Here is a 22,104-nt window from a genome sequence, read left to right on the forward strand (position 1 = left end):
CGGGGGCGGCGTCCGCTCGTCCCGCCGGGACGGCCCCGAGCCCGCGAGGACAGCCGTGAGCCGCACCGCCGAGGTCATCACGCCACCGCCCGCCGACGACGGCACGAGCGGCCCCCGCACGCGCGTGCTGGCTCTGTCGACGACGGGGTTCACGCTCATGTTCGCCGTCTGGCTCATGTTCGGGGTGCTGGGCATCCCGATCCGGGACGAGTTCGGGCTGAGCGACGTCGAGCTGTCGTGGCTCACCGCGACCGCGATCCTCAACGGTGCGCTGTGGCGGCTGCCCGCGGGCCTGCTCGCCGACCGGTACGGCGGCCGCCGGGTCTTCATCACGATGCTCGTCGCGACCGCGGTGCCCACGTTCCTCGTCTCGCAGGCGTCGTCGTTCGCGATGCTGCTGGTGTTCGCGTTCTTCGCGGGGTTCGCCGGCAACGCGTTCAGCGTGGGCATCGCGTGGAACTCGGCGTGGTTCCCGCGCGCCCGGCAGGGCTTCGCGCTCGGCGTGTTCGGCGCGGGCAACGTCGGCGCGTCGGTGACCAAGCTCATCGGTCCCGCCCTCATCGCCGCGGTGCCGTCGCTGACCGTGCTCGGGCTGACGTTCGACGGCTGGCGCTTCGTCCCGCTGCTGTACACGGGCCTGCTGCTCGCGATGGCGGTCGCGGTGTGGGTCGGCACGCCCCGCCAGGACCGGACGCCCGGACGCGGACGACCGCTGCGGTCGATGCTCGCGCCGCTGCGCGACGTGCGGGTGTGGCGCTTCAGCCTCTACTACGTGGTCGTGTTCGGCGCCTACGTCGCGCTGTCGGCGTGGCTGCCCAAGTACTACGTCGACGTCTTCGACGTGCCGCTGTCGACGGCGGCCCTGCTGACCGCGCTCTTCATCTTCCCGGCGAGCCTCCTGCGGCCGCTCGGCGGGCACCTGGCCGACCGGTTCGGTGCGCGCGTCGTCATGTACGGCACGTTCGCGACGATGCTCGTCGCCACCGGCGTGCTGATGATGCCGTACGGGTACATCGTGCTGCGGGTCTCTCCCGAGGTGGAGCCGAGCGGTGTGCGCGAGGTGCTCCCGTACGAGCTGACGGTGGTCACGTTCACGCTGCTCGTGCTCGTGGTCGGCGTCGCGATGGGCATCGGCAAGGCCGCGGTGTTCAAGCACATCCCCGAGTACTTCCCGGCCGACGTCGGTGCGGTCGGCGGGCTCGTCGGGACCCTGGGCGCGCTCGGTGGGTTCTTCCTCCCGCCGATGTTCGCCTACCTGCAGGCGTGGACCGGCATGGCGCAGTCGACGTTCTTCCTGCTGTTCGTGCTGACGGCTGTGAGCGCGGTCTGGATGCACGTGACGATCCACCGGATGCAGGGCAAGCGGTCGCCCGAGGTGCGCAAGGAGATCGACGAGCCGCAGCCGGCCGAGGCCGACGTCACGGCCGCACGGGCCTGACCGGCCCTGGCCGCTCGACGAGGTGCACCGCGGGTGCCTTGACGGCCGCGGCGACGGCGACGCCTGGGCGCAGGCCGAGCTCGTCGACCGCGGGGCGCGTCACGTAGGCCGCGAGGTCGAACGACTCGCCGCACCGCACGTCGACGCGCACGAGCGCTCCCTGCGGCGTCACGGTCCGCACCACCCCGAGGAGGTGGTTCCGCGCGCTCGACGGGCCGGGTGACCGCTCCAGGACGACGTCCTGCGCCCGGACGCACACGAGCACGTGCGTCCCGGCCACCGGAGCCGGCTCGGCGAGCGCGGTGAGCTCGGCGCCGCCGGCGCGCACCCGGACCAGGCCGTCCGCGCCACCGGTGACGACGCCGTCGGCGACGGTCTCGACGCCCACGACGCCGGCGACGTCGGCGTCCGCCGGCCGGTCGAAGACGGCGGTCGGCGGCCCCACCTGGCGCACCGTGCCCGCCACGACGACCGCGACCCTGTCGGCGAGCGCGAGCGCCTCCGTCCGGTCGTGCGTGACGAGGAGCGTCGGGACGCCCTCGCTGACGAGCAGCGAGCGCAGGTCGGTCCGCAGGGCCTCGCGTGCCGGGCCGTCGAGCCCGGACAGCGGCTCGTCGAGCAGGAGCAGTCGCGGGCGTGGTGCGAGCGCGCGGGCCAGCGCGACGCGTTGCGCCTCACCACCGGACAGCGTCGTGACGCGGCGGTCGGCCAGGTGCTCCGCGCCGACGAGGCCGAGGCACTCGAGCACGCGTCGGTGCGGGTCGGCGTGCGGGACGGCGCCGGCGCGGCCGGCGTCGTCGGGGCGCCGACCCCGGGGTCCTGCCCACCGCCGGCCGTGCAGCCCGAACGCCACGTTGTCGCGCACGTCGAGGTGCGGGAACAGGCCGGGGGACTGCGTGACGTAGCCGGTGCGGCGTGCGCGGGCGGGTGTGCGGCGGCGACCGCCGTCCCACTGCTCGTCGCCGAACCGGACCGCGACGCCGTCGCCCTCGCCGAGCCCGGCCACGGCCCGCAGGAGGGTCGTCTTGCCGGCCCCCGACGGTCCGAAGAGGACGGTCACGCCGTCGAGCGGGACGGTGAGCCGCGCGTCGACCGGGCCGCGCCGCACGTGGACGTCGAGCGACGGGGCTGCGCCGGGCTCACGCGGTCCACGGGGCTCCGGGTGCTCCCTCACGGCAGCACCCGGGGTCGTGCCCGCCGCTGCAGCGCGTACGTCGCGGTGAGGACGACGAGCGAGAAGCCGAGCAGGACGAGGCTCGTGCGGGCCGCCGCCGCGTCGTCGAGCGCCTGCACCGCGTCGTAGACCGCGACCGAGGCAGTGCGCGTCTCGCCCGGGATGTTGCCGCCGACCATCAGCACGACGCCGAACTCGCCGACCGTGTGCGCGAACGTCAGCACCGCGGCGGTCGCGGCCCCGGCGCGCGCGAGCGGCAGCGCGACGCGCAGGAGGGTCTGCCACCATCCGCGTCCCAGCACTGCCGCGGCGTCCAGGAGCGTCCTGTCCACGCCGGCGAACGCCGCGAGCAGCGGCTGGACCGCGAACGGCAGGCTGTACAGGACCGACGCGACGAGCAGCCCGGTGAACGAGAACGCGAGCGTCGAGCCCGTGGTCTCGTACCACCACCGCCCGACGGGCGAGCGTGTGCCCGTGGCGGCGAGCAGGTAGTAGCCCAGGACCGTCGGCGGCAGGACGAGCGGCAGCGCGACGACGGCCTCGACGACGACGGTCCACCGGCGGCGGGACCAGGCGAGCCAGGCCGCGAGCGGCACCGCGACGACGAGGAGGATCGCCGTCGTCGCGGTCGCCAGTCGCGCGCTCAGCACGAGCGCCTCCCAGTCGATCATCGTCCCGGGAGCCCGAGCCCGTGCCGTTCGAGGAGCGTCCGGCCCTCGTCGGAGAGCAGCGCATCCCGTACCGCCGCGGCCGCGTCGACGTCGCGGGCCGACGCGAGCACAACCCCGCCCTGCTCGAGCGCGGTCCCCGCGGCCGGCGGGACCTCGGCCCAGCTCCCGTCCTGGGCGCGCGCGTCGGCGAGCACGACCGACAGCGCGACGACCGCCGCGTCGGCGTGGCCCGCGGCGGCCATCTCGGCCGCCTGCGCGGTGCTCTCGCCGAGGACGAGCTTGGCCTCGACCGCCGACGTGAGCCCGGCGTCGTCGATCGCGGCGACCGCGGCCGCGCCGTAGGGGGCGTGCCGCGGGTTCGCCACCGCGACGGTGCGGACCTCGGGGTGCAGCAGGGCGTCGAGGCCGGCGACCCGGTCGGTGGCGGCCGGGACCCAGACCGCGAGCCGGGCGGTCGCGTACGTGAAGACGCCGTCGTCGGTCGCGAGGCCCTCGTCCGCGAGGAGACGCGCGTACGCGACGTCCGCCGCGAGGTACAGGTCGTACGGGGCGCCGTTGCGCACCTGCTGCAGCAGGGTGCCCGACGACGCGTAGGTCGCCTCGACCTCGATGCCCTCGCCCTCGAGCGTGCCCGCGAGGTCGTCGAGGACGTGCACGAGGTCGGAGGCGGCCGCGACGCGGACGGTGCGGGTCGTCGCGTCCGCGGTCGAGCCGCTCGGGACGCCGCCGGCCGCGGCGCACGCACCGAGCGCGACGACGACCAGCGGTGTCGCGACGCGCGCGACGAGCGAGGAGGCGGCCACGACCCGCGACGGCCCCGCGGCTGCCGGTCGCGAGCGCTGCACGGGCCGACCCTACCCGCGGGGACGTGCGCTGCCGTCGCGTCGGTGCGCCTAGCCCTGGCCTGCCCTCGAGGCGGGACCAAGGTCCCGCACGCCGGAGGTGCGGTTTTCTACATTTGCAGGTGTGCAAAAGGTCGCCCGTCCCGTGCTCCTCGCGGGCGGCGGGCTCGCACTGCTCGCCGGCCTCGACGGCGGCCTCCTGCTGATCGGCGTCCCGGCACCCGTCTCCGCGGACCGCCTCGCGCAGGTGCACGGCGTCCTCCTGGTCCTCGGCTTCGTCGGCACCCTCGTCGCGCTCGAGCGCGCGGTCGCGCTGCGGCGCACGCCGGGCTGGCTCGCGCCCGGGCTGCTGGCCGCGGCCGCCGTCGCACTCGTCGCGCCCGGCGTGCCCCTCGACGTCGCACGCGTCCTCCTGCCGTCGGGCGCCACCGCCCTCCTGGGCGTCGCGGTCGCCCTGCGACGGCGGGGGCCCGGTCTCGCGCTGTCGCTCGAGGTCCTCGGTGCGACCCTCGGCCTCGGCGCCGCACTGCTGTGGTCCGCGGGCGTGCCCGTCCCGACCACCGTGCCGTGGCTCGCAGGGTTCCTGGTCCTCGCCATCGCGGGGGAGCGCTTCGAGCTCGCCCGGCTGGGCGCCCCCGCCGGCGCCGACCGTGCCGGCGCCGTCGCCGGGACCGCCGTGACGGCTGGCGTGGTCGCGACGACGCTGTGGCCCGGCGCGGGTCACGTCCTGCTCGGGGCGGCGCTGCTCGGGCTCGTCGCGGTGCTCGTGCGGCACGACGTCGCGCGCCGCACGATCCGGTCGACCGGGCTGCCGCGCTACGTCGCCGGCTGCCTGCTCGCGGGATACGCGTGGCTCACGGTCGCCGGCGCCGCGTGGCTCGGCGGGGGAGCGCTCCTCGAGGGCCCCGCCTACGACGCCGTCGTCCACGCCGTGTTCCTCGGATTCACCCTCACCATGGTCATGGCGCACGCGCCCGTGATCCTGCCCGCCGTGCTGCGCACGCCGTTGCCCTACCACCCGGTGCTCGCCGCACCCGTCGTGGTCCTCCAGGCGTCGCTGGCGCTCCGCGTGCTGGGCGGTGACCTGCACGGGCTGACGTGGGCGCTGCGCGTCGGGGGCGCGGCGAACGTCGTCGCGGTCCTGCTCTTCGTGCTGCTCGCCGTCGGCTCGGTGGTTCGCGGCCGGCGCGATCGCCGCGGGCGCCCTCCCCGTCCCTCCGCTGCGTCGGGGACGCCGGCGCGGGGAGGACCCGCGCGCCCCGCAGCCGCAGGACGACCCGCCTCGACCCGCGCAGGAGCGAACGCATGAGAGCCCGCTGGCACGTCCGCGTCAACGCCCTCGTGGTCCTCTGGCTCGTCGCGGCGGCGGCCGTCGCCGTCGCGCACCGGTGGGTCCCGTCCGCGGGGTGGCTCATGGTCCACCTGCTGCTCCTGGGAGCCGTGAGCACCGCGATCCTCGTGTGGAGCGCGCACTTCGCGGAGGCCGTGCGTCGGCGGCCCCTGCGCGGCGGGCGCCCGCACCAGGCGGCGCGGCTGGCGCTCCACACCGCGGGAGCGGCCACCGTCGTGACCGGCCTGCTGACCGGCGTGGACACGGTGGTCGTGGGCGGGGCAGTCGCCGTCGCGGCAGCGGCGGTGTGGCACGCGGCCGCGCTCACCGAGCTCGGCCGGTCGAGCCTGGGCGTGCGGCTCGGCTGGACCACCTGGTTCTTCGTCGCGGCCGCCCTGGCGATGCCCGTGGGCGCGACGCTGGGCGTTCTCCTGGCCCGCGAGCCCGCAGGCGACCTGGCGTCGCGGGCGTACGTCGCCCACGTCTCGGTCATGCTGCTGGGCTGGGTCGGCCTGACGGTCCTGGGCACGGTCGTCACGCTCTGGCCGACGATGCTCCGGGTCCCCGTCGAGGCCGGTGCGCTCCCGGCGGCGCGCCGGGGGCTGCAGCTCCTCGTGCCCGGCCTCGCGGTCGCGGTCGTCGCGGCCCTCGCGGGCCCGCGAGCGCTGGTGGCGGCGGGCCTCGCGGTCTACCTCGCCGGGCTGGGCGTGACGGTCCGGCCGCTCCTGGCCGGGACCCGCAGGCGACCCCCGGAGGGCTTCGCCCCGTGGTCGGTCGGGCTCGGGCTCGCCTGGTTCGCGGGCGCGGTCGTGCTGTGGGCGGGTGCGGTCGGGACGGCCCCGACGTGGGCCGCGGCCCAGGCGCGGTTCGCGTCCGTGCTCCCCGCGCTCGCCGTCGGGTTCGCGGCGCAGGTCCTCGTCGGCGCGCTCGCGCACCTCGGCCCGATGGCGCTCGGTGGCGGCCCGGCCGCGGTGCGCGCGGCGCGCGCCGTCGTCGAGCGCGCCGCGGGCGCCCGGCTCGTGCTGGTCAACGGCGGGCTCGCGCTCTTCGTCCTGCCGACGCCGAGCCTCGTGCGCGTCGGGACCTCGATGGTCGTGCTCGGGGCGCTCGTCGCCGACGTCCTCCTGGTCGTGCGCGCCGCGGTCGTGTCGTACCGCGCACGCCGGTCGTCCGCCGACGCGGGCGGGCCCGTGCCAGGGGCGCAGGCCGTCACGGCCGCCGAGCTCCTCGTGCCCCGTGCGCGCCGCTCGCACGGGCCGGCGCTCGCGGGCGGCGTCGCGCTCGTGCTGGTCGTGGCAGCCGGCGTCGCGGGCGACCCCGCCGCGGTCGGCCTCGGCGTGTCGGCCGTCGGTGCGGCCCGACCGACCGGTCGCGTGGTCGAGGTCGACGTCGTCGCGGGGGACATGCGGTTCGAGCCCGCGTCGGTCACGGTCGACGCCGGTGACGCCGTCGTGCTCAACGTGACCAACGCCGACGCCGCGGTGCACGACCTCGTCCTGGACACCGGCGCGGCGTCGGGTCGGCTCGCGTCGGGTGGCACGGCGCGCATCGACCTCGGCGTCGTCGGACGGGACGTCGAGGGGTGGTGCTCGGTCGCGGGGCACCGCCAGATGGGCATGACGTTCACGGTCGACGTCCGCGGGCACGACGTGGTCGCCGGCACCACGGCGGACCCCACGGCGGACACAGCGGGCACGACGGACGCGAACCACGGGGGCGACGGCGCCCATGGAGCCGGCACGGGCGGGGCGGCACCGCCCGTCGTCGACGTCATGGCTCCACCCGGGGAGCAGGCCGTCGTGCGGGACCCGGTCCTCCCACCCGCGCCACCGACGACGGTGCACCGACGGCGGATCGTGGTGAGCGAGGTCGAGCAGGAGGTCGCGCCCGGCGTGACCCGGACCGTCTGGACGTTCGACGGGACCGCCCCCGGACCGGTCCTGCGCGGACGCGTCGGGGACACCTTCGAGATCACGCTCGTCAACGACGGCACGATCGGCCACTCGATCGACTTCCACGCCGGGTCCCTCGCACCCGACCGGCCCATGCGCACCATCGGCCCGGGCGAGGAGCTCACGTACACGTTCACGGCGACGCGCGCCGGGATCTGGATGTACCACTGCTCGACGATGCCCATGTCGCTGCACATCGCCAACGGCATGGCCGGTGCCGTGGTCGTCGACCCGCCCGACCTGCCGCCGGTCGACCGCGAGTTCGTCCTCGTGCAGCACGAGCTGTACCTCGGCGGGCCCGGCCTGGCGACGGACGAGGCCGCGCTGCGGCTCGAGCGGCCCGCCGCGGTCGTCTTCAACGGGCACGCGTCGCAGTACCGGCACGCGCCGCTCGAGGCGCGCGTGGGTGAGCGCGTGCGCTTCTGGGTGCTGGACGCCGGGCCGAACCGGCCCAGCGCGTTCCACGTCGTCGGGGGGCAGTTCGACACCGTGTGGTCCGAGGGCGCGTACCTCCTGGGTGGCCCCGGCGCGGCGCCGACGGCGGGCGGTGCGCAGGTCCTCGCGCTCCAGCCCGCCCAGGGCGGGTTCGTCGAGCTGGTCCTGCCGGAGGCGGGGAGCTACCCGTTCGTGTCGCACGTCATGGTCGACGCCGAGCGTGGCGCGGCGGGCGTGCTCCGGGTGGTGCCGTGACGCCGGTCCACCACCGTGCGCGGCCGGCCCGGGCCGTGGTCCGCGGTCTAGCCTGACGGCGTGGACGAGCGGACCCCCGCGGCGCCGGGCCGGACCGGCGGCGTCGTGCCGCCCCTGGTGAGCCCCGGTCCGCCGCTGACGAGCGCCCAGCGCGAGCGGTGGTCGCGGCACCTCCTCCTGCCGGCGATCGGCGAGGTGGGGCAGCGTCGCCTGCGCAACGCACGCGTGTGCGTCGTCGGCGCGGGCGGGCTGGGTGCACCCGTGCTCCAGTACCTCGCCGCGGCAGGCGTGGGACGGATCGGCGTCGTGGACGTCGACGACGTCGAGCTGTCGAACCTCCAGCGGCAGGTCGTCCACGGCGTCGCCGACGTCGGCCGCGCCAAGGTCGCGAGCGCCGCGGACGCGGTGCGGCGCATCGACCCCGACGTCGAACTCGTCGAGCACCACGTCCGCCTCGACGAGGGCACCGTGGACCTGCTCGCGGGCTACGACGTCGTCGTGGACGGCACCGACAACTTCCCGACGCGCTACCTCGTCAACGACGCGTGCGTGCGGCTCGGGCTGCCCGAGGTGTGGGGCTCGGTGTTCCGCTTCGATGCTCAGGTCAGCGTGTTCTGGGGTCGGCCGCCCGGCGGCGTCGCACCGGTGCAGCTGCGCGACCTCTTCCCCGAGCCGCCTGCGGCGGGCGCCGTGCCGTCGTGCGCCGAGGGCGGCGTGCTGGGCGCGATGTGCGGGCAGGTCGGCACGCTCATGGCGACCGAGGTGGTCAAGCTCGTCACCGGCGCCGGTCGGCCGCTCCTGGGCCGCGTCCTCGTGCTCGACGCCCTCGAGGCGCGGTGGGCGGAGATCCCGCTGGTCGGCGGCGGCGCACGGTCCGACAGTGGCGAGGGCACCGGGTCACGCGCCGCGGTCGCGAGCGGATCGGCCGATCAGGCGACCGCCGGCGAGGTCCCGGTGCGGACCGTCACGCCACGCGAGCTCGCGGCCCTCCTCGCCGCGCGCACGGACGCACCCGCCGGCCGCGACCGGATGGTGCTCGTCGACGTCCGCGAACCCGCCGAGCTCGACGTCGTCGCCGTCCCGGGCGCCGTCAACGTCCCACTCGCGCGCGTGCTCGACGGCTCGGGGCTGTCCGGGCTCGCGCCGGAGGCGCCGACCGTCGTGCTGTGCCGCAGCGGCGTCCGGTCCGAGCGCGCGGCCCGGGCACTGGTCGCGGCCGGGTGGAGCGACGTCGCGCACGTCGAGCGGGGTGTCCTCGGCTGGGTCGACGACGTCGACCCGTCCCTCGCGCGCTACTGACCCGCGGCCCGCTCGGGGACCGGGACGGACCGCGGGTCGGGGGCCGTGCGGGGCGTCACCCGGACGCGGCGGTCACCGCCGCCCCGGGGCCGACCTCGAGCTCGGCGACGCACAGACGTGGCTCGACGAAGGGCACGAGCCGCGTCGCGGTCACCGGCGCGCCGGCGCGGTCGAGGGTGCCCTGGATCAGCCCGAGGTGCGCGCTGCAGACGATCGCGGTGTGGGCCCGGGCGACGTCCCGGAACGGGCAGTCGTGCAGCAGGATGCGCCGCCCGTCGGCGGTGAGCTCGGGCGCGAACCCCGAGCGCGCGAGGACGCCGAGCACCTGACCGACCGCGCGGCCCGTCGCGTCGGCGTCGTCCCCGGACGGGGACCCGGCCGCGTCGGCTGCGGCGGCCTGGTCGGCGGCGGGGTCGGCGTCGACGGCGCGGCTGCGGGACCAGCGCCGGCCCGCCTCGACGCCCTGCGCCGCGGGGTCGCCCGCGACGGCCTCGAGCTGCGCCGCGAGGACGGCGGCGAGCAGCGCGTACCCCTCGTCGTCGGCGGTCGCCGGCAGCGCGCGGTACAGCTCGCGCGGACGTCCGCGCGTCGCGCGCACCTCGGTGCTGCGCTCGACGTGCCCGTCGCGCACGAGCAGGTCCAGGTGCGCGCGGACGGTGTTCGCGTGCAGGCCGACCGCCTGCGCGAGGTCGCCCACGGTGGTCGGCTGGCCCGTGGTGCGCAGGTGCTCCAGCAGCGCGGCGCGTCGCGCGCCGACGGGCAGGCGGGAGCGGGACGACGGCGCCGTCGCACCGGACGGCGTACGGGGGATCGGCACGGTTGGAGTTTTCACCGAAGAGGGAGTAGAAATCAAGCGGCGAGAGCCGGGTCGACGACCCGGACCACAGCGGGGCCGCTCCGGCCCGGAGGAGGAACCATGACTGACGTGCGTGCCGAGACGGTCCCGGCGCAGGCGGACGCGACGACCGACCCCACGACGGGCGGCGGCTGCGGCTGCGGCGGGTGCGGCTGCGGCGGCGGTGGCGGCGAGGCGTCGGGCGGCCTGCAGATCGTGCCGGGCGGCTCGAGCGTCGAGCCGGGCGACCTGGACCTGCGGGGGCTCCCGCCGCAGGAGCGCCACGCCCGGGTGTTCGCGGCCGTGTCCGGACTGCTCCCCGGGGAGGCGTTCGTCCTCGCGAACGACCACGACCCCGTCCGCCTGCGCGAGCAGCTCCAGGACGACGAGCTCGGCCGGGTCGCGTGGCAGTACCTGGCCGAGGGGCCCGCGGTCTGGCGGGTCCTGATCAGCCGCGACACCTGCTGCTGAGTGCGCAGCGTCACCGAGCACGCGGCGGCGGTGCTCGACCTCGTCGCACCGCTTCCCGCGGTGGACGTCCCGCCGCACGCGGCCCTCGGTCACGTGCTCGCCGAGGACCTGCGCGCCGCGGAGGCCCTGCCGCGCTGGGACAACTCCGCGATGGACGGGTACGCGGTGCGCGCGGCCGACGTCGCCACGGCCGAGCCCTCGGCCCCCGTCGTGCTGCGCGTGGTCGCCGACCTCGCCGCCGGGTCGGGCGCCGAGCCGCACGTGGAGCCCGGCACGGCCGCACGCATCATGACCGGTGCCCCCGTGCCGCCCGGGGCCGACGCGGTCGTCCCGGTCGAGCACACCGACGGCGGGACGACCACCGTCCGCGTCGACCGGGCACCGCGCCCCGGCGCCCACGTGCGGCGCGCCGGTGAGGACGTCGCCGTCGGGGACCTCGTCCTCGCGGCGGGCACGGAGCTCGGTCCGACCCACGTCGCCGCGGCGGCCTCGGTCAACGCGGGACTCCTCCGGGTCCACCGGCGTCCACGCGTCGTCGTCGTCTCGACGGGCTCCGAGCTCGTGCCCGCGGGCAGCCCCCTGCGGCGGGGCACCATCCCCGACTCCAACTCGGTGCTCCTCGCGGCCGCCGCCGAGTCCGCGGGTGCCGACGTGCTGCGGGTCGGAGCCGTGACCGACGACGTCGACGAGCTGGGCTCGACGCTGCGCCAGCACGCCGCGACGGCCGACCTGGTCCTCACGTCGGGTGGCGTCAGCGTCGGCGCGTACGACGTCGTCAAGGCGCTCCTGACGGCCTGGGGCGGCGTCGAGTTCGTCGCCGTCGCGATGCAGCCCGGCAAGCCCCAGGGAGCCGGTCGTCTGCCGGGCGGCACCCCGGTCCTGTGCCTGCCCGGCAACCCCGTGAGCGCGCACGTGTCCTTCGAGGTCTTCGTGCGGCCCGTGCTCGCGCGGCTGCGCGGGCTCGACGCCCGGGGCGGGGACGCGCTCGCCCGACGCACGACCCGCGCGGTCGTCGACGACGGGTGGCGCACGCCCCAGGGGCGCGAGCAGTACATGCCGGTCCGCCTCCGCGACGAGGACGGCGTGCTGCACGCCTCGCGCGCCGCGCGGGGGGGCTCGGGTTCCCACCTCGTCGCCGGTCTGGCAGGGTCGGACGCGCTCGCCGTCGTCCCGGCGGACGTCGACGTCGTCGAGCCCGGGACGACCCTGCGGATCCTGAGGACGGACCTGTGAACCAGCCCTTCGGGCACCTCGACGGCGCGGGCCACGCACGCATGGTCGACGTGACCGCCAAGCAGCCCACCGTGCGCTCCGCGACGGCCGAGGGGCGTGTCGTCTGCTCGCCGCACGTCGTCGACGCGCTGCGCTCGGGCACCGTCCCCAAGGGTGACGTCCTCGCGGTCGCGCGCGTCGCCGGCATCGCCGCGGCCAAGCGCACGCCCGAGCTGCTCCCGCTCGCGCACGTGATCGGCGTGCACGGCGTCGTCCTGGACCTCGAGGTGACCGACGAGGGCGTCGCGGTGCGCGCCACGGTGCGCACGGCCGACCGCACGGGCGTCGAGATGGAGGCGCTGACGGCCGTCGCGGTCGCCGCGCTCGCCGTCGTCGACATGGTCAAGGGCATCGACCGGTCCGCGTCGATCGAGGGCGTCCGGGTCGTCGCGAAGTCGGGCGGACGCTCGGGGGACTGGGTGCGGGAGGAGCCGTGAGCGCGTTCGACGCGATCGTGCTGGCCGGCGGCGAGGGCCGGCGGCTCGGCGGCGTCGTCAAGGCCGAGGTCGCGCTCGCGGGCCGGCCGATGCTCGACCGGGTGCTCGGGGCGACGACGGGCGCGCGACGCGTGGTCGTCGTCGGTCCTGAGCGGCTCGCCCGCCCGGGCGTGACGACGGTCCTCGAGGACCCGCCGCTCGGCGGGCCGGTCGCGGGGATCGACGCCGGTCTGCGCGCGCTCGGCGACGACGGCCCCGGGGCGGTGCTCGTGCTGGCGTGCGACGTCCCGCTCGCCGACCGCGTCGTCCCGGTGCTCCTCGCGGCGCTGGGCGAGGCGGCGGGGGACGACGCGGCGGACGGGACGGACGACGACGGGACGGACGACGACGGGACGGGCCACGGACCCGTCGACGGCGCGGTCCTCGTCGACGGCGACGGGCGTGACCAGCCGCTGCTCGCGGTCTACCGCCGTGCGTCGTTGGCGGATGCCCTCGCGCGACGTCGTGCCGACGGCGGCGTCCACGGGTGCTCGGTGCGGCGCCTCGTCGCGGACCTGCGGTGGGCCCGCGTCACGGACCCGGCAGGCGCCGCGCGCGACGCCGACACGTGGGAGGCTGTCGCGGAGCTCGAGCGCGAGATCTCCGGAGGGACGCCGTGACCGATCACCAGCCCGTCGACGGGACCGACCACCCGCTCGCGGACCACGAGCCGCCTGCGCCCGCGGGTGCAGCGGCGCACCAGCCGGTCGGCGACGACCTGCACCGGTGGGTCCTCGACCTCGTGGACACCCTGGGCGTCGACCCCGATGCGGTCGACATCGACGTGCTGCTGGACCTGGCACGGGACGTCGCGCACGCGGTCGGCCGCCCCGCGGTGCCCGTGACCGCCTTCCTCGTCGGCTGCGCGGTCGGCGCCGACGGAGGCGACCGGGTCGCGCTCGAGCGGGCCGTGGCCCGCGTCCAGGGCCGGACCGCCGTGTGGCCGGGGGCGACGACGTGATCACGGTCCGGTACTTCGCCGCCGCCGCCGAGGCCGCGGGGACCACGACCGAGTCGGTCGAGGCGCGCACGGTGGGGGAGCTCACCGCGGCCGTCGTCGGGCGCCACGGCGCGGAGCTCGAGCGCGTCCTGGCGCGCTGCTCGCTGCTGCACGACGGCGCACGCGTCGCGGACCCGGCAGCACCCCTGCGGGCCGGCGGCCTGGTCGACGTGCTGCCCCCGTTCGCGGGCGGCTGAGCCGACCGACCCGGCCGGAGCCGGCCCGAGACGACCGACGCCGGCGCTCACCAGCCGGGAGCGCTCACCCGCCGATCGCGCTCATCGGTCGGTCGGGCTGGAGGAACGTCGGGTCGTCGATGTCGTGCCCGGCACGCTTGCCCGCGAGGCACGTGCGGAACGCGGCCTCGAGCGCGTCGTCGTCGGCGCCCTCGCGGATCAGCGTGCGCAGATCCGTCTCGGTCCGCGCGAACAGGCACGCGCGGAGCTGGCCGTCGGCCGTCAGGCGGACGCGGTCGCAGGCCCCGCAGAACGGTGCCGTGACCGAGGCGATGACGCCCACGGTCGCGGGCCCGTCGTCGACCACCCACCGCTCGGCCGGCGCGGAGCCCCGTGTCGGGACCTCGGTGAGCCGGAACCGCGTCCGCAGCGCGGCGAGCACCTCCGCCTGCGTGACCATCTGCGCACGGTCCCACGTGTGCCCGGCGTCGAGCGGCATCTGCTCGATGAAGCGCATCTCGTAGCCGCGGTCGACGGCGAACTGCGTGAGGGCGACGACCTCGTCGTCGTTGACGCCGCGCATCGCGACCGCGTTGAGCTTGACCGGGTGCAGGCCGACGGCGTCCGCCGCCGCGATCCCTGCGAGCGTCTGGGGCAGGCGGTCGCGCCGCGTCAGGCGCGCGAAGCGCTCGCGGTCGAGCGTGTCGATGCTGATGTTGACCCGCGCGAGACCGGCGTCCTTGAGCGGCCCGGCGAGGGCGGGCAGGCGGAGCGCGTTCGTCGTGATGGAGACCTCGGGCGACCCGTGGAGGCCCTCGAGGGCCGCGATGCGGCGCACGACGTCGACGACGTCGGGACGCAGGAGCGGCTCGCCACCCGTGAGGCGGACCTCGCGGATGCCGAGCTCGACGGCGAGGCGGGTGATCCGGACGATCTCGTCGGTGCTGAGCACGGTCGAGCCCGGGAGCCAGGGCACGCCCTCGGCCGGCATGCAGTAGGTGCACCGCAACGAGCACCGGTCGGTGAGCGAGATCCGGAGGTCCTGGTGGACGCGGCCGAAGCGGTCGACGAGGGGGTCGCGGGCCCTGGTGCCCGTGCCGCCGGGGGCGCTCATGCGGACCCGACCCACACGTGCGACCCGTCGGCGAGCAGCTCGCGCTTCCACACGGGCAGCTCGGCCTTGACGTGCTCGACGAGCTCCCGGCAGACCGTGAACGCCTCGGCGCGGTGCGCGGTGCTCACCGCGGCGACGATCGCGACGTCGCCCACCGCGAGGGTGCCCACGCGGTGCGACACGACGAGCCCGAGCACGTCGTCGCGCGTCGCGTGCTGCTCCGCGATCGTGCGGAGCACGTCGGCGGCGTCGGGGTGCGCGGAGTAGTCGAGGCCGACGACCTCGCCCGTGACGCCGGGGTCGTGGTCGCGCACGCGGCCGACGAACGTCGCGACGGCACCCGAGCGCGGGTCGTCGAGCTCCGCGACGTGCGCGGCGACGTCCAGCGGCCGCTCCGTGAGCGCGGTCCTGATCACGCGTGGTCACCTCCGTGCACCTGGTCCAGCAGATGGGGCAGGAGCGGCAGGAGCACCGCGAGACCCTGCTCGACGCCGCGCGGGCTCCCTGGCAGGTTGACGACGAGGACGCCCTCGGCGGTCAGGCCCGCGACACCGCGCGACAGGACGGCGGTCGCGACGTGCGCCTCGCCGTGGCGGCGCAGGGCCTCGGCGAGCCCGGGGAGCTCGCGCGCGAGGAGCGGGCGCGTGCCCTCCGGGGTCTCGTCGCGCGGCCCGACCCCGGTCCCGCCGCTGGTCACGACGACGTCGACCCCCTGACCGGTCGCGGAGCGGATCGCGTCGCCGACGCTCGCGGCCCCGTCGGGCACGACCACGGGCTCACCGGTCTCGAGCCCCGCGTGACGCAGGAGGCCCACGGCGACCGGTCCGGAGCGGTCGACGGCCGCACCGGCGGCGCACCGGTCGGAGGCGACGACGACGGCGGCCCGACGCGTCGGGCGCTCGGCGCCCCGCTGGTCGGTGCCGCGTGGGGACACGTCCGTCGCGTGCGCGCCGCCGTGAGGACCGGTCATCGCACCGACGGTACGCCCCTGCCCGGCCGTGGCCGAGCCTGCGACCGGCCCGTGGCCGCCCGTGAGCACGTCGTCCTGCATCTCGCCTCCCTCGCGCGGTGCGGGCGACGCTAGTGGCCGAAGGTCCCGGTCGCGACGCCGCAGGGCCGTCACAATCCCGTGCATGAGCAGGTCGGCGACGCTCGGGGCCCTCGCGTCGGCGAGCCGCGTCGCGATCCTCCACCTGCTGCAGCAGGCGGACGGACCGGTCCCCGTCGACGACGTGGCAGCCGGCGTCGGGCTGCACGTCAACACGACGCGTGAGCACCTCGAGCGCCTGCGCGACGCCGGCTTCGTCGAGCGGGACGTCGAGCGGCTCGGCACGCGGGGCCGTCCGCGGATCCTCTACCGGTCGGTCGAGCGACCGGCGGGGGCGACGCTCGACGAGCGCTTCCGGGGCGAGCTGCTGCGGGCGCTCGTCGCGGCGTACGGGGAGCCTGGGTCGTCGTCGTCGTCGTCGCCGTCGTCGTCGCCGCCGTCGCGCCCGTCGGTCGACCGGACCTGGCCCGACCACGTCGGGCACGACCCGTCCCGGCCCGACCGCGCCCGGACCGGGACCCCGTCCGACCTCCCGACCGGGACCGCCCGCCCCGTGGCGGGGGCGACCGTCCCGACGGCGTGCCGCGAGCAGGTCGCCGCGCTCGAGGCCCACCTGGAGGACCTCGGGCTCGACCCCGTCGTCGAGCCGCGCCCGCTGCGGGTCCACCTGCACCGGTGCCCGTTCCAGGAGCTCGCGCGGCGCCGGACCCAGGAGGTCTGCAGCGTCCACCTGACGCTCGTGCGGGGTGTGCTCGCCGCGCACGGCGGACCCGTCGACGCGACGCGGCTCGAGCCGTTCGTCGGCCCCGACCACTGCGTGCTGCACCTCGCGGTCCGGGGCGGTGCCCACGCCGACGACCGCGCCGACGACCACGCCGACGACCGCGCCGTCACCGACGGCGATCCCGGCCCCGTGCCGGACCGGACACCGAGCCCGACGACGCCGCGGCGCGCCGGACCCGCGGGTGACGCCGGGGCGATCGTTCGCTAGCGTCGAGGCGCAGTGGCGCAGATCACACGGGGGGTGGGCGTTTGTCACGGCATCCGGTCGTCACCGTCGACGACGTGCAGGAGTTGGCTGGGTACCTGAAGCCCTGCCCCGGGGGAGCGCCCCGGTGGCCCGAGCCGACGGAGGGTGACCGATGAGCCGCCTCGACCCCGCAGTGCCGCTGGCCGACTGGGACCCCGAGGTCCCCGAGCGCTGGGACAGCCGGTTCGCGTGGCGCACGCTGTGGGTCACGACGTACAACCTCACGCTCGCGTTCTGCGTCTGGTACCTCGTCAGCGCGATCGCGCCGCGGCTCAACCAGATCGGCTTCGACCTGAGCAAGGAGGAGCTCTACTGGCTCGTCGCGGTCCCCGGCCTCGCCGGCGGCCTCATGCGCATGGTCTACATGTTCCTGCCGCCCATCGTCGGCACGCGCACGCTCGTGGGTGGCACCGCGACGCTCATGCTCATGCCGATGCTGGGCTGGACCATCGCGGTACGGGACGCGACCACCCCCTACTGGGTGCTCATCTTCCTCGCCGCCGCGGCGGGGATCGGCGGCGGTGCGTTCTCGGGGTTCATGCCCTCGACCAGCTACTTCTTCCCCAAGCGGCTCCAGGGCACGGCGCTCGGCCTGCAGGCCGGCCTGGGCAACTTCGGGGTCAGCCTCATCCAGTTCCTCACGCCGTGGGTCGTGGGCTTCGGCCTCCTCGGCACCGCCGCGCTGACGCCGCAGCAGACGGCGACCGGCGAGGACATGTGGCTGCACAACGCCGGCCTCGTGCTGGTCCCGTGGGTCGTGCTGGGTCTCGTGCTGGCCGCGCTCGTGCTCCGCCGGGTGCCCGTGGAGGCCAACTTCCGTCAGCAGCTCGACATCTTCGGCGAGAAGCACACGTGGGTCATGACGGCGATCTACCTCATGACGTTCGGCGCGTTCAGCGGCTTCGCGGCGCAGTTCGGGCTCATGATCGCCAACGAGTACGGCGGCTTCGAGAACCCGCCCGACCCGCTCGCGTTCGCGTTCCTCGGACCCCTCGTCGGCTCTCTCGTGCGCGCCGCGCTCGGGCCCCTGTGCGACCGCTTCGGCGGTGCCGTCTGGACCCTCGTCTCCGGGATCGGGATGACCGTCAGCACGGTCTTCACGATCTTCTTCCTCTCACCGACCGACCGCGGGCAGTTCACGGGTTTCCTCGTCGGGATGCTCGCGATCTTCCTGTTCGCGGGCGTCGGCAACGCGGGCACGTTCAAGCAGATGCCGATGATCTTCCCGAAGCGCCAGGCCGGCGGTGTCATCGGCTGGACCGCGTCGGTCGCCGCCTTCGGCCCGTTCCTGGTGGGCATCGCGCTGTCGGTGATGGCCCCCCGCACCTTCTTCATCGGGTGTGCGGTCTACTTCGCCGCCTGCACGGTCCTCACCTGGGTCTACTACGCCCGTCCGGGAGCGCCCAAGCCGAGCTGAGCAGAGCCCCGCCGGGACGCGCCCGCCCGTTCCGGCCCGGCCCGCCCGTCACCGACCAGCGAAGGAGCAGTCCGTGAACCCCACCACCGAACGCACCGAGGGGACCGGGCGCGCCGACCGGCCGGGGCGTCCCGGGCTCGACTCGCCCGCCTCCGACGTCCTTCTCCGGCTCGGCCGGCACCTGCGCAAGGGTGAGGTCTCCTACGACCTGCGCACGCTCCACCAGGCGGGCGGCCGCGAGGCCGACACGTTCTACCGGGACCGGTGGAGCCACGACAAGGTCGTCCGGTCCACGCACGGCGTGAACTGCACCGGGTCGTGCTCGTGGAAGGTCTACGTCAAGGACGGGATCATCACCTGGGAGGCCCAGCAGACCGACTACCCCTCGGTCGGCCCCGACCGCCCGGAGTACGAGCCGCGCGGCTGCCCGCGCGGCGCGGCATTCAGCTGGTACACGTACTCGCCGACGCGGGTGCGGTACCCGTACGTCCGCGGCGTGCTGCTGCAGATGTACCGCGAGGCGAAGGCGCGCACGGGTGACCCGGTCGAGGCGTGGGCGAGCATCGTCGACGACCCCGAGGCGTCGCGGCGCTACAAGCGCGCGCGGGGCAAGGGCGGCCTCGTCCGCGCGACGTGGGACGAGGCGGTCGAGATCGTCGCGGCGGCGCAGGTGCACACGATCCGTCGGTACGGTCCGGACCGCATCGCGGGCTTCTCGCCCATCCCGGCGATGTCGATGGTGTCGCACGGCGCGGGGGCGCGGTACCACTCGCTCATCGGCGCGCCGATGCTGTCGTTCTACGACTGGTACGCGGACCTCCCCGTCGCGTCGCCGCAGGTCTTCGGCGACCAGACCGACGTGCCCGAGTCGGGGGACTGGTGGGACGCCGGCTACCTCATCATGTGGGGCTCGAACATCCCGGTCACGCGCACGCCCGACGCGCACTGGATGGCCGAGGCGCGCTACCGCGGGCAGAAGGTCGTGGCCGTGGCGCCCGACTACGCGGACAACGTGAAGTTCGCGGACGAGTGGCTCGCCGCGGCGCCCGGCACCGACGGTGCGCTCGCGATGGCGATGGGCCACGTCGTCCTGCGCGAGTTCTTCGTCGACCGGCAGGTCCCGTACTTCACCGACTACGTCAAGCGGTACACCGACCTCCCGTTCCTCGTACGGCTCGACGAGACGCCCGACGGCGTCGTGCCCGGCAAGTTCCTCACCGCGTCCGACCTGCCGGGCGCCGAGGCGCGCACCGAGAACGCCGAGTTCAAGACCGTGCTGCTCGACGCCGGCACGGGTGCGCCCGTGGTGCCCGGCGGCTCGCTCGGCTTCCACTACGGCGACGACGGCGCGGGCCGCTGGAACCTGGACCTCGGCGACGTCGACCCGGTCCTGTCGATCGCCGAGGACCGGGCCGCCGAGGGCGCCGTGGAGGTCACGCTGCCGCGGTTCGACACGCTCGACGGCTCGGCCGCGACGGTGCGTCGTGGCGTCCCCGTGCGCCGGGTCGGCGAGCACCTGGTCACGACCGTCTTCGACCTCATGCTCGCGCAGTACGGCGTCGGGCGTCCGGGACTCCCGGGCCAGTGGCCCACCGGGTACGACGACCCGACCGGCGGCTGCACGCCCGCGTGGCAGGAGCAGTTCACGGGCGTGCCCGCCGCCAAGGCCGAGCGGATCGGGCGCGAGTTCGCGGCCAACGCCGAGGAGTCGCGCGGCCGGTCGATGATCATCATGGGTGCGGGCACCAACCACTGGTTCCACTCCGACACGATCTACCGGTCGTTCCTCGCGCTCACGACGCTCACGGGGTGCCAGGGCGTCAACGGCGGTGGCTGGGCGCACTACGTCGGTCAGGAGAAGTGCCGCCCCGTCACGGGTCACGGGCACTACGCGAACGCGCTCGACTGGTCGCGACCGCCACGCACGATGATCCAGACGGCGTACTGGTACCTCCACACCGACCAGTTCCGCTACGACCAGTTCGGCGCCGACACGCTCGCTTCGGCGACGCCGGGCGCGGCGCGCGGACAGCTCTCGGGCCGGACCACGGCCGACGTCGTCGCGCTGTCCGCCCGGCTGGGGTGGATGCCGTCGTACCCCACGTTCGACCGGAACCCGCTCGACCTCGCCGACGAGGTCGCCGCCTCCGGCCGGTCCGTGGCCGAGCACGTCCCCGCCGAGCTGCTCGCCGGGCGCCTGCGCTTCGCCGCCGAGGACCCGGACGCCCCGGAGAACTTCCCGCGCGTGCTGACGGTGTGGCGCGCGAACCTGCTCGGGAGCTCGGCCAAGGGCAACGAGTACTTCCTGCACCACCTCCTCGGCACCGACTCCAACCTCCGGGCCACCCCGACGCCGCCCGAGGCACGCCCGCGCGACGTCGTCTGGCGCGAGGAGGCCCCCACGGGGAAGCTCGACCTGCTCCTCGCGCTCGACTTCCGGATGACGAGCACGACCGTCTACTCCGACGTCGTCCTCCCGGCGGCCACCTGGTACGAGAAGCACGACCTCAACACGACGGACATGCACCCGTTCGTCAACTCGTTCAGCCCCGCCATCGCGCCGCCCTGGCAGACCAGGACCGACTTCGACATCTTCCACACGCTCGCGCGGCGGTTCAGCGAGCTCGGGGCGCAGCACCTGGGAGTGCGCAAGGACGTCGTCGCGGTGCCGCTCACCCACGACACGCCCGACGAGATGGCGACGCCGCACGGGCGCGTGCGGGACTGGAAGTCGGGGGAGTGCGACCCCGTGCCGGGGCGCACCATGCCCAAGCTCGTCGTCGTCGAGCGCGACTACGGGGCGATCGCCGCGAAGATGGCGTCGCTCGGCCCGCTGCTCGACACGCTCGGGACGACCACCAAGGGCATCACGTACGACGTGCGCGAGGAGGTCGAGCTCCTGGCGCGCAAGAACGGCGTCGTCCGCGGCGGCGGCGTCGCCGACGGCAGGCCGTCGCTCGCCCGCGACGTGCACGCGTGCGAGGCGATCCTCGCGCTGTCCGGCACGACCAACGGCCGGCTCGCGGTGCAGGGCTTCGAGACGCTCGAGAAGCGCACCGGCCAGCACATGGCCGACATGGCCGCCGAGCACGAGGGCAAGAAGGTCACGTTCTCGGACACGCAGGCCGCACCCGTCACCGTGATCACGTCGCCCGAGTGGTCCGGGTCCGAGCACGGCGGGCGTCGTTACTCGCCGTTCACCATCAACGTCGAGCGCCTGCGCCCGTGGCACACGCTCACCGGCCGTCAGCAGTTCTTCATCGACCACGACTGGATGACGGAGCTCGGCGAGAACCTGCCGGTGTTCCGCCCGCCGCTGGACATGGCCTCGCTCTTCGACGAGCCGGTGATCGGCGAGACCGGTGCGCTCGGCGTCACGGTCCGGTACCTGACGCCGCACAACAAGTGGTCGATCCACTCCGAGTACCAGGACAACCTGTTCATGCTGTCGCTGTCGCGCGGCGGCCCGACGATCTGGATGAGCGACGTCGACGCCGCGAAGGTCGGCGTCGGCGACAACGACTGGGTCGAGGCGGTCAACCGCAACGGCGTCGTCGTCGCGCGTGCTGTCGTGTCGCACCGCATGCCCGAGGGCACGGTCTACATGCACCACGCGCAGGACCGGCTCATCGACGTGCCGCTGTCGGAGACGACGGGGCGGCGCGGCGGGATCCACAACTCGCTCACGCGGCTGCTCATCAAGCCCAGCCACCTCATCGGCGGGTACGCGCAGCTGTCCTACGCGTTCAACTACCTCGGCCCGACGGGCAACCAGCGCGACGAGGTCACGGTCATCCGCCGACGCAGCCAGGAGGTCACGTACTGATGCACGAGCGGCGAGCAGCGGCGACGACGACGCGGGAGGCGAC

The 22,104-nt window shown here is 75.6% G+C and carries 20 protein-coding genes; 13 read left to right on the top strand and 7 right to left on the bottom strand.

The genetic code is table 11. The features are described 5' to 3' along the window. Positions 1-55: 55 nt before the first annotated feature. A complete protein-coding gene (locus tag IEV86_RS00755) occupies positions 56-1,438 on the top strand; it encodes an MFS transporter (RefSeq protein ID WP_229734423.1) in 1,383 nt (460 codons plus the stop codon). On the opposite strand, the gene IEV86_RS00760 is transcribed toward IEV86_RS00755, so the two are convergent. Genes IEV86_RS00760 through modA form a run of 3 tightly spaced genes read right to left on the bottom strand, consistent with a single transcriptional unit; the run spans position 1,419 to position 4,128 of the window. Further along, positions 1,419-2,612: an ABC transporter ATP-binding protein gene (locus IEV86_RS00760; protein WP_052426520.1), complete on the bottom strand. Its 1,194-nt coding sequence runs from the start codon at positions 2,610-2,612 to the stop codon at positions 1,419-1,421. The genes IEV86_RS00755 and IEV86_RS00760 overlap by 20 nt on opposite strands. Then, complete coding sequence (modB, locus tag IEV86_RS00765; protein WP_202595203.1) at positions 2,609-3,283, bottom strand: molybdate ABC transporter permease subunit; 675 nt, start codon at positions 3,281-3,283, stop codon at positions 2,609-2,611. Before modB ends, IEV86_RS00760 begins: the two co-directional genes overlap by 4 nt. Next, positions 3,280-4,128, bottom strand: coding sequence for a molybdate ABC transporter substrate-binding protein (gene modA / locus IEV86_RS00770; RefSeq protein ID WP_052426521.1), 849 nt, complete (start codon positions 4,126-4,128; stop codon positions 3,280-3,282). Before modA ends, modB begins: the two co-directional genes overlap by 4 nt. Positions 4,129-4,249: 121 nt before the next feature. Here modA and IEV86_RS00775 point away from each other — a divergent pair, with 121 nt between their 5' ends. The 3 genes from IEV86_RS00775 to IEV86_RS00785 are packed head-to-tail and all read left to right on the top strand — an operon-like array spanning position 4,250 to position 9,396. Further along, entirely contained in the window at positions 4,250-5,434 is a 1,185-nt protein-coding gene (locus IEV86_RS00775) for a DUF8744 domain-containing protein (RefSeq protein WP_202595204.1), read from the top strand. Next, a complete protein-coding gene (locus IEV86_RS00780) occupies positions 5,431-8,097 on the top strand; it encodes a multicopper oxidase domain-containing protein (protein ID WP_188484516.1) in 2,667 nt (888 codons plus the stop codon). The genes IEV86_RS00775 and IEV86_RS00780 overlap by 4 nt, the downstream gene beginning before the upstream one ends. Positions 8,098-8,157: 60 nt before the next feature. Further along, positions 8,158-9,396: a ThiF family adenylyltransferase gene (locus IEV86_RS00785; protein ID WP_202595212.1), complete on the top strand. Its 1,239-nt coding sequence runs from the start codon at positions 8,158-8,160 to the stop codon at positions 9,394-9,396. Between the two features lie 55 nt (positions 9,397-9,451). Here the strand turns inward: IEV86_RS00785 and IEV86_RS00790 are convergent, their stop codons facing one another. Beyond that, a complete protein-coding gene (locus tag IEV86_RS00790) occupies positions 9,452-10,213 on the bottom strand; it encodes a helix-turn-helix transcriptional regulator (RefSeq protein ID WP_188484517.1) in 762 nt (253 codons plus the stop codon). Positions 10,214-10,312: 99 nt separating this feature from the next. Between IEV86_RS00790 and IEV86_RS00795 the strand changes: the two genes are divergently transcribed. From IEV86_RS00795 to IEV86_RS00820, 6 genes are read left to right on the top strand one after another with little or no spacing between them, the layout of a single operon-like run. Further along, a complete protein-coding gene (locus tag IEV86_RS00795) occupies positions 10,313-10,702 on the top strand; it encodes a DUF2249 domain-containing protein (protein ID WP_152605640.1) in 390 nt (129 codons plus the stop codon). Then, the gene (locus IEV86_RS00800; protein ID WP_043606337.1) at positions 10,703-11,935 is read left to right on the top strand and encodes a molybdopterin molybdotransferase MoeA; all 1,233 of its coding nucleotides are present in this window, start codon (positions 10,703-10,705) and stop codon (positions 11,933-11,935) included. Next, positions 11,932-12,411, top strand: a complete 480-nt coding sequence (gene moaC / locus IEV86_RS00805) for a cyclic pyranopterin monophosphate synthase MoaC (RefSeq protein ID WP_043606340.1) — start codon at positions 11,932-11,934, stop codon at positions 12,409-12,411. Before IEV86_RS00800 ends, moaC begins: the two co-directional genes overlap by 4 nt. Continuing rightward, positions 12,408-13,070 (top strand): molybdenum cofactor guanylyltransferase, encoded by a 663-nt coding sequence (gene mobA, locus IEV86_RS00810; protein WP_052426179.1) that lies wholly within the window; start codon positions 12,408-12,410, stop codon positions 13,068-13,070. The genes moaC and mobA overlap by 4 nt, the downstream gene beginning before the upstream one ends. Next, the gene (locus tag IEV86_RS00815) at positions 13,067-13,411 is read left to right on the top strand and encodes a DUF6457 domain-containing protein (RefSeq protein ID WP_229734424.1); all 345 of its coding nucleotides are present in this window, start codon (positions 13,067-13,069) and stop codon (positions 13,409-13,411) included. Before mobA ends, IEV86_RS00815 begins: the two co-directional genes overlap by 4 nt. After that, the gene (locus tag IEV86_RS00820; protein WP_043606380.1) at positions 13,408-13,647 is read left to right on the top strand and encodes a MoaD/ThiS family protein; all 240 of its coding nucleotides are present in this window, start codon (positions 13,408-13,410) and stop codon (positions 13,645-13,647) included. The genes IEV86_RS00815 and IEV86_RS00820 overlap by 4 nt, the downstream gene beginning before the upstream one ends. Positions 13,648-13,711: 64 nt before the next feature. On the opposite strand, the gene moaA is transcribed toward IEV86_RS00820, so the two are convergent. The 3 genes from moaA to IEV86_RS00835 are packed head-to-tail and all read right to left on the bottom strand — an operon-like array spanning position 13,712 to position 15,710. Continuing rightward, complete coding sequence (gene moaA, locus IEV86_RS00825; protein ID WP_043606383.1) at positions 13,712-14,740, bottom strand: GTP 3',8-cyclase MoaA; 1,029 nt, start codon at positions 14,738-14,740, stop codon at positions 13,712-13,714. After that, positions 14,737-15,156: a molybdenum cofactor biosynthesis protein MoaE gene (locus tag IEV86_RS00830; RefSeq protein WP_043606344.1), complete on the bottom strand. Its 420-nt coding sequence runs from the start codon at positions 15,154-15,156 to the stop codon at positions 14,737-14,739. The genes moaA and IEV86_RS00830 overlap by 4 nt, the downstream gene beginning before the upstream one ends. Further along, positions 15,153-15,710: a MogA/MoaB family molybdenum cofactor biosynthesis protein gene (locus IEV86_RS00835; RefSeq protein ID WP_081978714.1), complete on the bottom strand. Its 558-nt coding sequence runs from the start codon at positions 15,708-15,710 to the stop codon at positions 15,153-15,155. The genes IEV86_RS00830 and IEV86_RS00835 overlap by 4 nt, the downstream gene beginning before the upstream one ends. 163 nt (positions 15,711-15,873) lie before the next feature. On the opposite strand from IEV86_RS00835, the gene IEV86_RS00840 reads away from it, so the two are divergent. From IEV86_RS00840 to IEV86_RS00850, 3 genes are all read left to right on the top strand, one after another. Beyond that, positions 15,874-16,779 (top strand): helix-turn-helix transcriptional regulator, encoded by a 906-nt coding sequence (locus tag IEV86_RS00840; protein ID WP_052426180.1) that lies wholly within the window; start codon positions 15,874-15,876, stop codon positions 16,777-16,779. A gap of 151 nt (positions 16,780-16,930) precedes the next feature. Further along, entirely contained in the window at positions 16,931-18,235 is a 1,305-nt protein-coding gene (locus IEV86_RS00845; RefSeq protein ID WP_043606346.1) for an MFS transporter, read from the top strand. Between the two features lie 73 nt (positions 18,236-18,308). Further along, positions 18,309-22,061 (top strand): nitrate reductase subunit alpha, encoded by a 3,753-nt coding sequence (locus tag IEV86_RS00850; protein ID WP_043606348.1) that lies wholly within the window; start codon positions 18,309-18,311, stop codon positions 22,059-22,061. Positions 22,062-22,104 lie beyond the last annotated feature (43 nt).

The sequence above is a fragment of the Cellulomonas carbonis genome, from assembly GCF_014636275.1.
Lineage (GTDB): Bacteria > Actinomycetota > Actinomycetes > Actinomycetales > Cellulomonadaceae > Actinotalea > Actinotalea carbonis.